Consider the following 11869-nt stretch of genomic DNA (forward strand, 5'->3'; position numbering starts at 1 on the left):
GAGAAGCGGACCCGGTCCGGCCTGATCTCGATGCCCCGCGACTATTGGACACGCAGTCCAATGTAGTTGCCGATCTCCACAGGGTCCAGTGCCTCCGGGCACACGAAAAGCGCCGAGGGCGGGCCGACGGCGCTCACGAGGACTGGGCGGGCTGGATCAGGTCACTTCAGAAGCAGGTACGCCGCCACCGCGACGACCGCGAGCGCGACCACGATCGCGACGATCGGCAGGACGTTCGACCGTTTCGGCGGGGCCTCCTGCTCGTTCTGGTGCGCGAACGCGCGAAACTGCTGTGTGCTGCCTGCTGGATCGGGATGCTGCTCAGCCATGCCCAGCACTTTAGCTGGAACCCTTGCGCCGATTGCACCTTTTGCTAGTACCGGGCTGATGAAAGGACCACTCCTGTGGACGGATAGCTTTGAGGCATGTTCCGGACCCTGGCCTCCCCGCGCCTCCTCGGTCTGCACCTGCTCACCATCGGGGTCATCGTCGCCTTCATCCTGCTCGGACGCTGGCAGCTCGGCATCTTCCAGGACTCCGGACGGCCCCACGCCGCCGCCGACCCGGCGCCCGTCGCCGTCGACACACTGGCCGGAGTCGGGTCCGGACTCACCAACGCCGCCGTCGCCCGCCGCGTCGACGCCGAGGGCGTCTACGTCGCCGAGCGCCAGCTGCTCGTCGCCGACCGCAAGCCCACCGTGGAGGCCCCGGGCGGCAACGTCGCCCGCGACGACGGCTTCTGGGTGCTCACGCCGCTCCGGCTCGCCGACGGCAGCCTCATGCCGGTCGTGCGCGGATGGGTCGAGAAGGCCGACGATCCGGGCGTCGCCGTACCCGCCGGGAAGGTCGCGCTGTCCGGACGGCTGCGCCCGCCGCAGGGCACCGACAGCGTGCAGCGGCGTGCCGAGGGCGTGCCCGCCGGGCAGGTCCAGACGGTCTCCACCGGCGAACTGCTCAACCTGTGGAAGGGCGAACGGCTGCGCGCCGGGTTCGTCGTGGCGCAGCCCGCCTCCGGGCAGCTCAAGGCCGTCGAGGTCGCGCCGCCCATCGTGGGGGGTACCCTCACGTGGCGGAACCTGGCCTACGCGGCCAACTGGTGGATCTTCGCGGTGTTCGCGGGGTTCATGTGGTTCCACTTCGTCCGCGACGCCGTACGGGCCGACCGGGCACGCGCCGGGCGAACGCCCGAGATGGCTCTGGAAAGTTAGGGAGAACTGTGGAGTCGGCACTCAAGCCCTTCAGGGCCCTGGCCTACGCCGTGGGCGTCATGCTCATCGTGCTCTGCATCGGCATGGTGCTCAACTACATCGTCCGCGTGACCTGGTGGCCCAGCCTGGTCATCGCGCAGGTGCACGGATTCCTCTACATGGTGTACCTGGTCGCCGTCATGAACCTCGGTATGAAGGCGCGGTGGAGCTGGCCGTACATGCTGGGGATCATGCTGGGCGGCACGGTGCCGTTGCTCTCCTTCTACGTCGAGCGGCGGGTCACCGTGCGGGTGGCGGACCAGCTGGCGAGGGCCGAAGCCCCCGCCTGAGCCGGTCAGCCGCCGATACCGCGCCGACGGGACCTCTTCAGGCGCTCGCGCTGCGACGGGTCGAGCATGAGGTAGCCGACCACGGGGGCCGCGACCGCGCCGAGGACGACCAGCAGCGTGAGCCAACCGGGCAAGAAGATCCATGAGAACAGCACGGCGACGCCCGCGCCGACAGCATACTTCTGGACTGGCGACATCCTCTTCCTCCGAACGCGGAGCGCTCGCCCCGCCTCTCCATCATTGTGCGTCTTCCGTACAACGTTTGGGGGGCCGGGGCTGGTTCCAATCGCGATATGTCTTGTTCAACCTCCGGCGATGATCTCCAGGTCGCGCCGGAGGAGCCAGGGTGTCGGACGGTCGGCCGGATCGCCGGAAAGCAGCGCGTACAGCACGCTCGCCAGCGTCCCCGCCCGGGTCAGCGGCGCGCCGGGGGCGGGCGGCAGGCCCTCGACGGCGGCGAACAGCGTGGCGCCGAGCGACCACAGATCCGCCCACGGGCCCGTCGCGCCCTCGGGGGCCGTGTAGGCGCTGATGCCGTTCGGCATGAGCGGCGGCGCCAGGATCGCCCGGCCGGTCGGGGCCAGCAGAATGCTGCCGGGACGGATGTCGCCGTGGTGCTCGCCCCGCGCGTGCAGGGCGGTCAGCTGATCGAGTACGGCCAGGCCGATCGCGGCCACCTGGGCGGGAGGCAGCGGTCCCGTGGCGCCGATCACCTGGTCGAGCGCGCGGTCGGTGGGACCTTCGGCGGGTACGGCGGGCTCCTGGAGCTGGGGCTCCGGGCGGTGGCGGCGGCCCAGGATCTTCCGCAGACCCGCGCCCGCCGAGTGGCGCAGCGACGCGCGCTCCCTGTCTGTGGCGTCGGGGGGGACGACGGCGGGGCCGAGGGATCCGGCCGAGGTGGGGGGATGGTGCGTGGGCATCGGCCCGGCAGGGGAGTGGTGTGGTCCCGTGGCGACGGGCGGGTGCTGTGGTGCGGGCGTGGCCGGTGGGTAGGCGGGGGCCGGTGCTCCGACGATCGGCGGAACAGCGGACGCGGGTTCGTCGACGGCGGGCGCATCCGGCGGGGCCGCGTCCGTGACACCGACGATCGCGGGCGCGGTGGTCTCGGCGGCCGGGGTCGTCAGGAAGGCGGCCGGGTCCTGGGCCGCGCGGACCTCAGCGGGCGGGACGCCGAAGTGCGGCGGCGCGGTGAGCCGGGGTGCGGTCTCGGCCGAGATCACGGGCGGCGGCCAGGCGGCGGGCGCGGTCCCGTGCGCAGGCACGGCGGAGGTCGTCTCGGGCGACATCGGGTGTGGGGCGGCCAGGGGCGGCCGAGTCCCGGGCAGGGGAAGCGACGGAGGGGCGGTCGGGTCGGGCAGCCTGGGTGAGGTCTCCGGCTCGGGCAAGGCGGGGGCGACGTCAGGGGCGAGGTCAGGGACCGGCGAAGGCGTGCCCGCTGCTGGAGTGTACGGAGGCTTGAACCTGGGTGGCGCGGGCGAGCCGCTCGAAACGGGTGTCACCGGGCGAGGCACGGCGGCAGGCTGGGGCGCTGCCTGCGGCGCCGTCGCAGACGGTGCACGGACAGGCGCGGAGCCGTGCGGAGCCGAGGCGAGCGACGGCGGGCGCGGGATGCCGTGCGGCGGGGTGTCCAGTGGCGAGGCCAGAGGTGAGGCGATAGGTGAGGGCGGTGGCGTCGGGTCGGGAGCGGAAGGTCGGGGGCCGGGGGGTCGGACGGGTGACGAGTGGGCCGCGAAGGGCTGGCTCGAAGTGGGGGGCTGGGCGGGTGCCGGGTGCGGGGTGAAGGGCTGGCTGGAGGTAGGGGGTTGGGCGGGTGTCGGGTGAGAGGCGAAGGGCTGGCTGGAGGTGGGGGTGGGGGCGTGCAGGGCGAGAGTGGACAGGGTTTCGGTGATGGCGTTTAGCGGCGGTGGGCCGGCCGGGGCGAGCATCGCGCGGATCAGGGAGCGGAGGGCGTCGGGACCGGATGCCGGGGAGGCGCCGGGCGGGCGGCCCTCGACGGCGAAGTGCAGGGTGGCCGCCAGGGACCACAGGTCCGCCGAGGGGCCCATGCCGGCGTGGGGGAGTCCGAACCCGGTGAGGAGCACGCGGCCGGTCGAGGTGAGGAGCACCTTGCCGGGGTTCAGGACACCGTGGACGATCCCGGCGGCGTGCGCGGCGGTCAGCGCCTCCAGCAGGCAGATGCCGATCCGGGCGGCCTGTACGTCGGGCAGCGGGCGGCGGCCGTCCACCGTGCGCTCCAGGGAGGTGCCGGAGACGAACTCCGACACCAGCCACGACCGCCCCCATTCCTCCACGAGATCGAGCAGCGGGACGATCGACACGTGCCGCAGTCCGAGAGCGCGCGGGGCCTCGGCCGTCAGCGGTGCTCTCAGATCTCTGACCACGACGTCGCGGTGGTCAGCCTCGTCGAACGCCAGTCGTACTGCCCCTGTGCCCAGGGGGTTGAGCAGCCGATAGCGCCCGGCCAGCTTCATGCTCTCTCCTAGTCCGAAACGCACGATAGCCGGATATCTCCGACCAGTGCCATGCGGCTCTCAGACTCGCGATGGAACATGCCGTGTGACATGTGATGAGCACGTCCCCGCACGTCATCCGGGACGTACGGACGATCTCTCACAACGCCTGACCCCGCCGCTGATTCCGTGCGGGGACGAAGGCTCAGAGGGACGCCTCCGCCGTCCTGGCGGCCTGGGCGGCGAGCCAGTTCTCGTGCGCCGCCCGGACCCGCTCCCAGAGGACGGGCCGGTCCTCCGGCGCGAGGTGGAGGCCGAAGACGTCGGCGAGCGTGTCGACGTAGTCCTGCCGACTGGCCAGCGTCACCCGGTGCGTACGGTCCCCGACGCGATCGAACACGAGCCCGCGCAGGAGGTCCACCCCGGTCGCGTCGCGCCGCTGAACCACCGCGACCCGCGTGAAATGCGATTCAGTGCTTAGCTCATGATGTTTCGCGATAAATCGAGACATAGTGGTGGGGGTGGGCTCGAAATCCATTCCCACGAACGACCCGGCGGGGTCATGCTCGAACCGCCACCCGCCCGGCGCCACCTCCGACCGTCGCAGGCCGAACACGAACGGCCCCTGCCGATAGGTCCCCTCCTCCAGCGGGATCGGCTCGTGCAGCGCGTCCCCGAGCCCGAGGTCCACCAGCCACTCCCCGTCCGGCAGCCGCACGGTCAGCGCCAGATGGCTGTCGGTCACCTCGGGCTCGTCGCCGTGCCCCTGCACACCCCCCGCGTGCTTGACCACCTCGAACCCGAACGCCTCCGCCAGCGTGGAGAACGCCCCGTTCAGGTGATAGCAGTAACCGCCCCTGCCCGAGAGGATCCGCGCGGCCGACACCAGCGGGTCCAGCGACGTCGGCCGCCGCAGCCAGATCTCCAGCACCTCGTACGGCACCCGCTCGACGTGCGCCCGGTGCAGTTCGATCAGAGTGTCCAGGTCCGGCGGCGCCCCGGCCAGATCCGTACGTCCCAGACGAGCGAGATAAGCAGTGACATCCACCCGTCGTAGTCTGCACGTTTTTCCTACATTTCGCCGAGTACCGTCTGCACATCCCTTCTCTAGGCTCGGCCCCGTGAAACGCGTCCTGGTAGTGGAAGACGACGACACGATCGCCCTCGCCGTACGGGACCGCCTGACGGCCGAAGGATTCGACGTGCGGGTGGCCGCCGACGGGGAGAGCGCGCTGACCGCCTACGGCGGGTCGGAGCCCGACCTCGTCGTCCTCGACAGGCTGCTGCCCGGCCTCGACGGGCTGGAGGTCTGCCGCAGGATGCAGGCGGCCCGCCCGGTGCCCGTGCTCATGCTGACCGCGCTCGGTGAGGAGACCGACATGCTGGTCGGACTCGGGGTGGGCGCGGACGACTACCTCGCCAAGCCGTTCAGCATGCGCGAACTCGTCGCCCGCGTCCACGCGCTGCTGCGCCGCGTCGAACGCGCCGCGCGCCTCGCCACGGAGGACACCGTCATCCGCGTCGGCGACGTGGAGATCGACCCGGCCGCCCGCCGGGTGTTCGTCGCGGGCAGGGAGACGCAGCTCACCAGGACCGAGTTCGACCTGCTGCACCGCCTCGCCGAACGCCCCGGACAGGTCTTCGAGCGCGACCGGCTCCTGTCGGACGTGTGGGGCTTCACCGAGGCCGCCGCCACCCGTACCGTCGACAGCCACGTGCGGGCCCTGCGGCGCAAACTCGGCCCCGACGTCGTGCGGACCGTCCACGGAGTCGGATACGCCCTGGTACGCCCATGAGGCCCCTCGACTTCCTCGGCCGGATCAAGGTCAAGCTCGGCCTGGTCATCGTGCTCGCGGTCGGGGTGGCCTTCGTCGTCAACGAGGTCGGTCTCGGCAGTGGCCTGACCAGCGAGCTCCGCATCGCCGTGGCCGTCGTCCTCGCCCTGATCATGGTGCAGGTCCTGGCCAGGGGAATGACCAAGCCGCTGCGCGAGATGGCCTCCGCCGCCCAGACCATCGCCAAGGGCCGCTACCACCTCCGGGTCCGGTCCACCTCGCGCGACGAGGTCGGCGAGCTGGCCCGCGCCTTCAACGCGATGGCGGGCGAACTCGGCGAGGTGGACCGCATACGCCGCGAGCTGATCGCGAACGTCAGCCACGAGCTCCGCACCCCCATCACCGGCCTGCGGGCGGTCCTGGAGAACGTCGTGGACGGCGTCTCCGCCGCCGATCCCGGCACCATGCGCACCGCCCTGGCCCAGACCGAGCGCCTCGGCCGCCTGGTCACCCAGTTGCTCGACCTGTCGCGGCTCGACTCGGGCGCACGGCTCATCGAGGCGGAGCCGGTCGAACTGGCGGCGCTGGCCGAGCAGGCCGTACTGGAGGCGGGGCTGGCCCGCGAGGACGTCCGCCTGTCCGCCGACGTGCCCGCCGACCTGGTGGTGCGCGCCGACCCCGATCTGCTGGCGCAGGTCCTGGCCAACCTGCTCGACAACGCCGTACGGCACAGCCCGCCCGGCGCACCGGTCTCCGTCACGGCGGCTGCCGGCGGATCCGGGGTGCGGGTGACCGTCGCCGACCACGGGCCGGGGATCCCCACCGAGGCTCGCGCCCGGGTGTTCGAGCGCTTCTCCCGCCTGGACGCCGGACGCACGGCCGACGCCGGGGGAGCGGGGCTCGGGCTGGCCATCGTGAAGGAGATCGTGGAACTCCACGGCGGCTCGGTCACCGTCGGCGACGGTCCGGGGTGCCGCATGGTCGTCGAACTGCCGGACCGGGTCGTGACGCGGGGCACGCCGGAACGACGGGCGACCGTACCGGCTGAGCGGCCGTTCCCCGTACATGAGAAGGGACGTTTCATGGACGCCGTACCGGCGGCAGACCGAGGGCCGGGCCGGGCGGAGGTTCCGGTGACCGCACCGGCCGGGCCTCTGGGACCTGGGCAGGCCGAGGGCGCGGGGCAGGTCCCCGGACCGCCAGGACCGCCCGGAGCACTCGGCTCGCGTCCGGCCGGGGCGCCGGGAGCCCTGGTGCCCGTACGGTCGCCGAGGCGGAAGACCGGGCTCAGCAGGTTGCTCGTCGGCACGGTGACCGGCCTCACGACGGGATTCCTGGCGGGCGGCGCCGCCGCCGTCTTCATCGGCCTGTACGTCTCCGCGACGGTCGCCCTGGCGACGGTGGTGCTCGCGACCGCCACCGGCAGCGCGATCGGCCTCTCTCTTGCCGCCGGGCCCCGCCACGTGCCGCCGTACACGCGGGAGTCCGAAGGCGCCCAGCCCCCCTCCTACCACCCGCCCTCGCTGTTCCCCAGGCCGGAGCTCCCCGAGCCGCCGCAGTGGCTGCTGCCCGCCGTCGCGGTCGCGGGCCTGGTGGCGGCGGTGGTGCTGCCGGGCTCCGGCGGCGGGCTCGGCGTGCTCCTGGTCGCGGTCGTCGTGGGTGCGGCCCTGTGGCCCGCGCTGCGCCGCAGGCTGACCCCGTGGACGGCGGCGTTCGGCCTGACCGGCTACTGGCTCATCACGGCCGCCGTCACCAGGGACGCCGACTGGCTGGTCGCCCTGGCGGTGGGCGCGGGCGCGGCGCTGGTGGCGCTGGCCGTGTCCGGCGCCGGAGCCGGATGGCTCGGCGTGCTGCGGGGCGGGCTGTCGCCGGTCTTCGCCGTCGGGCCGGTCCCGTGGTTCCTGTCGAAGCCCGTCAGGCGGCTGGCCGCCGGGGGCAGGCTGATGCCGACGCTGGTCGGCGCCGCCATCGCGGCCGTCCTGCTCGTGCTGTTCGGCGTGCTGTTCGCCTCCGCCGACGCGGTCTTCGCCGGGTACGCCGACCGCGTCATCACCCCGCCGGACTGGCTGGGCTCGCTACCGTTGCGGATCACGCTGTTCGCGGCCTTCGGCGCCCTGCTGGCGGCGCTGGCGCTGACCGCGCTGCGCCCGATCGTGGACCCGGTCGGCCCCGACGCCGCCTTCGCGGTGCACCGGGCGGTCTGGCTGGTGCCGCTGGTCTCGGTGAACCTGCTGTTCGCCGCCTTCGTGGCGATCCAGATCAGGTTCCTGTTCGGCGGCGGCGCGACCGTGCGCGACACCTCCGGCCTGACCTACGCGCAGTACGCCAGGGAGGGCTTCTTCCAGCTCGTCGTGGTGAGCGTGTTCGTGCTCGGCATCGTCGCGGTCTGCGGCGGCATGCTCCGCACCGCCCGCCGGGAGCGCCTGGTGCTGGCCGGGCTGCTCGGCACGCTCTGCGCGCTGACCCTGGTCGTGCTGGTGTCCGTGCTGCACCGGATGGACCTGTACACGGCGGTGTACGGCCAGTCGCGGCTGCGTATCTCGGTGCAGGCGACGGTGTGGTGGCTGGGCGCGATCTTCCTGCTGGTGCTGCTCGCGGGCGCGATCCGGCTGGCGGGCCGCTCGGCGGGCTGGCTGCCGAGGACCGCCGTGCTCGTGACCGGCCTCGCCGTCGGCGTGTTCGTGACGGTCGACCCGGAGCTGCGGGTGGCGGAGTCCCAGCTCGACACCCACTACCTGTCCAGGCTGGGGGCAGACGCCGTACCCGCGCTGGTGCGCCTGCCCGACGACCGGCGGCGCTGCGTGCTGGCCGCCGTCGCGGACAACACCGACCTGGAGCGCCCGGACCCGTGGAACGGGTGGAATCTCGCACGCGCCGAGGCGAGGGAACTGCTGCGGGCGAACCGGGTGGAACCGGGCGCGTGTCCGGCCCATCGGTGAGCATCGGGCATAAATCGGGTTTAATCCTTGCGTGGCATTCGATGTGATCATCCGCGGCGGCCGGGTACTCGACGGCACCGGCGCACCGCCGTACCCGGCCGACGTGGCGATCGAGGGCGACCGGGTCGCCGCGGTCGGCCGTCTCGACGGCGCCCAGGCCGAGCAGGAGCTGGACGCGACCGGGAGATTCGTCGCACCGGGCTTCGTCGACTGTCACGCGCACGGCGACGCGGCCGTCTTCGACCCCGCCGTGCAACTGGCCGCGCTGCGGCAGGGCGTGACCACGTTCGTGCTCGGGCAGGACGGCCTGTCCTTCGCCCCCGGCTCCGCCTCCACCGTCGCCTACGCCACCCGCTACTTCACCGCCGTCAACGGCAGGCTCCCCGCCGAGGGGCCGCTGACCGTGGCCGGGCTGCTCGACGGCTACGACCGGGCCGTCGCCCTCAACACCGCCTACCTGCTGCCGCACGGGACCATCAGGTACGACGTGATGGGCCCGGCCTCCTCGCGGCCCACCCGCGAGGAACTGGCGGCGATGCGCACCCGGGTCGAGCGCGGCCTGTCCGACGGCGCCGTCGGCCTGTCGAGCGGCCTGGAGTACCTTCCCGGCCGCTACGCGGACGCCGCCGAACTGGCCGCGCTGTGCGCACCGCTGGGCGGGCTGCCGTACGTCACCCACATGCGCGCCTACGGCGTCAACGCCGCCGTCGGCATGGCCGAGGTGCGCGAGATCGCCGAACGCTCCGGCGCCGCCGTCCACGTCTCCCACCTGCACGGCCCCGCCCCGGTGCTGCTGCCGCTGGTCGAGAACGCGCTGACGGCCGGGCTCGACCTGACCTTCGACACCTACCCGTACCTGCGCGGCAGCACCATCCTCGCCATGGTCGTGCTGCCGCCGTCCGTTCCCGCCGCCGAGGTGGACCGGGCCATCGAGATGCTCGCCGCGCCCGAACTCGACCACTGGTGGGACTCCCTGTCCGACTCCTGGCCCCGGCTCACGGTCTCGCACGCGCCCGGCGCCGCCTGGGCCGAGGGCCTCACGATCGTCCAGGCCGCCGAGCGCGCCGGAATGGCGCCCGCCGACTTCTGCAAGCGACTGCTCATCGACACCCGCCTGGAGGCCGGGTGCGTCACCGCGCGCCCCGACGAGGGCCCGGAAGGGGAGGAGTCCGTACGGCGGATCCTGCGCCACCCCTCGCACACGGGCGGCTCGGACGGCATCTACGTCGGCGGCCACCCGCACCCGCGCGGCTGGGGCGCCTTCGCCCGCTTCCTCGGCCGCCACGTGCGCGAACTCGGCGACTGGACCTGGCAGGAGGCCGTCGTGCACCTGGCCTCGCACCCGGCCCGCCGCTTCGGGCTCGCCGACCGGGGGCTGGTGCGCGCCGGATACGCCGCCGACCTGGTCGTCATCGACCCGATGACCGTCACGGACGAGGCCACCTACGCCGCTCCGCGCGCCCTGGCCACCGGGGTGGACGACGTGTTCGTCTCCGGTGTCCAGGCGCTGGCCGGGGGCAAGCTCACCGGTACGGTTCCGGGCCGGGCGCTGCGCCCCCGCTGACCGGTACGGCGTCGCGGCGGGCCGGCCGCGCGGCCGGGGAGCGTCACCCTGGAAGGGGGCGCGCTCGCGGCGGCGGGTGGGGGTGGGGTGGCTGTGCCGTGACAGGGGGGAGTACAGATAGGGTCAGGGCCGGATGAAAGGGGGCGGTGTGCAGGGGATTCTCGCAGAGTCCGAGTTTCCGGTGATGGTCGTCCACCGCGACGCGCTCCAGCACAACGTCGCCACCATGGCGGCGTTCGCGCAGGCCCACGGCCTGCGCCTGGCGCCGCACGCGAAGACGCACATGTCACCCGAGATCGCGGCGATGCAGCTCGAAGCGGGCGCGTGGGGCCTCACGGTCGCCACCGTCACCCAGGCCCGCACGGTGCGCTCGTTCGGCGCCCGCCGGGTCCTGCTCGCCAACCAGATCGTCGACCCCGTCGGGCTCGACCGGCTGGCCGCCGAGCTGACCCGCGACCCCGACTTCGAGTTCCTGTGCTTCGCCGACTCCCCGGCAGGGGTGGACATCCTGCGCGCCCACGCCCCCGAACGCGGCTTCCGCGTCCTGGTCGAACTCGGCCACGCGGGCGGGCGCGGCGGCTGCCGCAGCGTCGCCGAGACCCTCGACCTGGCCGCCTACGTCGAGAAGTCCGACGGCGTCGCCCTCGCGGGCGTGTCCGGGTACGAGGGCTCGCTGAAGTCCGCCGAGCAGGTCCGCGACTACCTCGGCGGGCTGCGTGAGGTGGCCGAGCACCTGCGGCTGCGCGACCCGCTGCTGAGCGTCGGCGGCAGCCAGTGGTTCGACGTCATCGGCCGCGAACTGGCCACGGTCAAGGCCACCGTCGTGCTCCGCAGCGGCGCCTACGTCAGCCACGACGACGGCTACTACCGCGAGCGCACCCCGTTCAACCGCGTCGAGGGCGAACTGCGGCCCGCCTTCGAGATCTGGGCGCACGTGCTGTCCACGCCCGAGCCCGGTCTCGCCGTCGTCGGCATGGGCAAGCGCGACGCCCCCTATGACGAGGGGCTGCCCATCCCCAGGCGCGAGGGCGTCACCGTGGTGGCGATGCAGGACCAGCACACGGTCGTCCGTGCCGACGGGCTGCGCCCCGGCGACGTGCTGGCCTTCGGCATCTCCCACCCCTGCACGGCCTTCGACAAATGGCGCACGCTTCCGGTGGTCGACTCCGGCTACCGGCAGGTTGGCACGATAACCACACACTTCTAAGGGAGACGTCGTGAAGAAAGAGATCAGGACCACCGAAGGCGCCGCGCCCGTCGGGGCCTACTCCCAGGGGCTCGTGGTCGGCGACTTCGTCTACACCTCGGGCGCGGGCCCGCTCGACCCCGTGACCGGCGAGATCGTCGGCGACGACGTGGCCGCGCAGACCCACCGGACGATGCAGAACCTGGGCGCGATCCTGGCCGCCCACGGCCTCGGCTTCGACGACGTGGTCAAGGCCACCGTGCACCTTCAGGACCTCAAGGGCGACTTCGCCGCCTACAACGAGGTGTACAAGTCGTACTTCAACGAGCCGTACCCGGTTCGCACCACCGTGGGCTCCGACCTCATGAACATCCTGGTGGAGATCGACTTCGTCGCCCACAAGAGCGCGTAAAGTCGG

The 11869-nt window shown here is 72.8% G+C and carries 11 protein-coding genes; 7 read left to right on the forward strand and 4 right to left on the reverse strand.

Annotation, left to right across the window (positions count from 1 at the left end):
• Window positions 1–161: 161 nt before the first annotated feature.
• Window positions 162–329, reverse strand: coding sequence for a hypothetical protein (locus ABD120_RS33175; RefSeq protein ID WP_343954217.1), 168 nt, complete (start codon window positions 327–329; stop codon window positions 162–164).
• Between the two features lie 96 nt (window positions 330–425).
• Between ABD120_RS33175 and ABD120_RS33180 the strand changes: the two genes are divergently transcribed.
• Window positions 426–1208, forward strand: a complete 783-nt coding sequence (locus ABD120_RS33180; RefSeq protein ID WP_343954218.1) for an SURF1 family protein — start codon at window positions 426–428, stop codon at window positions 1206–1208.
• Between the two features lie 8 nt (window positions 1209–1216).
• On the forward strand, window positions 1217–1537 hold the full coding sequence (locus ABD120_RS33185) for a DUF3817 domain-containing protein (RefSeq protein ID WP_343954219.1): 321 nt from the start codon (window positions 1217–1219) through the stop codon (window positions 1535–1537).
• Between the two features lie 5 nt (window positions 1538–1542).
• Here the strand turns inward: ABD120_RS33185 and ABD120_RS33190 are convergent, their stop codons facing one another.
• From ABD120_RS33190 to ABD120_RS33200, 3 genes are all read right to left on the reverse strand, one after another.
• On the reverse strand, window positions 1543–1734 hold the full coding sequence (locus tag ABD120_RS33190; RefSeq protein ID WP_343954220.1) for a hypothetical protein: 192 nt from the start codon (window positions 1732–1734) through the stop codon (window positions 1543–1545).
• Window positions 1735–1839: 105 nt separating this feature from the next.
• Window positions 1840–4008, reverse strand: coding sequence for a protein kinase domain-containing protein (locus ABD120_RS33195; protein WP_343954221.1), 2169 nt, complete (start codon window positions 4006–4008; stop codon window positions 1840–1842).
• A 184-nt stretch (window positions 4009–4192) separates the two neighbouring features.
• Window positions 4193–5035: an arylamine N-acetyltransferase family protein gene (locus tag ABD120_RS33200; protein WP_343954222.1), complete on the reverse strand. Its 843-nt coding sequence runs from the start codon at window positions 5033–5035 to the stop codon at window positions 4193–4195.
• Window positions 5036–5108: 73 nt separating this feature from the next.
• Between ABD120_RS33200 and ABD120_RS33205 the strand changes: the two genes are divergently transcribed.
• The 5 genes from ABD120_RS33205 (at window position 5109) to ABD120_RS33225 (ending at window position 11863) form a co-directional block, all read left to right on the forward strand.
• Window positions 5109–5783 carry a response regulator transcription factor gene (locus ABD120_RS33205; RefSeq protein WP_343954223.1) on the forward strand — a complete coding sequence of 225 codons (675 nt, stop codon included), beginning with the start codon at window positions 5109–5111 and terminating at the stop codon, window positions 5781–5783.
• Window positions 5780–8701, forward strand: coding sequence for a DUF4153 domain-containing protein (locus ABD120_RS33210; RefSeq protein ID WP_343954224.1), 2922 nt, complete (start codon window positions 5780–5782; stop codon window positions 8699–8701). Before ABD120_RS33205 ends, ABD120_RS33210 begins: the two co-directional genes overlap by 4 nt.
• 31 nt (window positions 8702–8732) lie before the next feature.
• Window positions 8733–10265, forward strand: coding sequence for an N-acyl-D-amino-acid deacylase family protein (locus ABD120_RS33215; protein WP_343954226.1), 1533 nt, complete (start codon window positions 8733–8735; stop codon window positions 10263–10265).
• A gap of 148 nt (window positions 10266–10413) precedes the next feature.
• Complete coding sequence (locus ABD120_RS33220; RefSeq protein WP_343954227.1) at window positions 10414–11472, forward strand: alanine racemase; 1059 nt, start codon at window positions 10414–10416, stop codon at window positions 11470–11472.
• 10 nt (window positions 11473–11482) lie between these two features.
• Window positions 11483–11863 (forward strand): RidA family protein, encoded by a 381-nt coding sequence (locus ABD120_RS33225; protein WP_343954228.1) that lies wholly within the window; start codon window positions 11483–11485, stop codon window positions 11861–11863.
• Window positions 11864–11869 lie beyond the last annotated feature (6 nt).

This window comes from Nonomuraea longicatena, assembly GCF_039525605.1.
Lineage (GTDB): Bacteria > Actinomycetota > Actinomycetes > Streptosporangiales > Streptosporangiaceae > Nonomuraea > Nonomuraea longicatena.

Excerpts from the sequence above, each read along its gene's own strand:
- ABD120_RS33180 (WP_343954218.1), top strand. The coding sequence starts at position 426 with ATGTTCCGGACCCTGGCCTCCCCGCGCCTCCTCGGTCTGCACCTGCTC.
- ABD120_RS33175 (WP_343954217.1), bottom strand. The coding sequence starts at position 329 with ATGGCTGAGCAGCATCCCGATCCAGCAGGCAGCACACAGCAGTTTCGC.
- ABD120_RS33210 (WP_343954224.1), top strand. The coding sequence starts at position 5,780 with ATGAGGCCCCTCGACTTCCTCGGCCGGATCAAGGTCAAGCTCGGCCTG.
- ABD120_RS33195 (WP_343954221.1), bottom strand. The coding sequence starts at position 4,008 with ATGAAGCTGGCCGGGCGCTATCGGCTGCTCAACCCCCTGGGCACAGGG.
- ABD120_RS33190 (WP_343954220.1), bottom strand. The coding sequence starts at position 1,734 with ATGTCGCCAGTCCAGAAGTATGCTGTCGGCGCGGGCGTCGCCGTGCTG.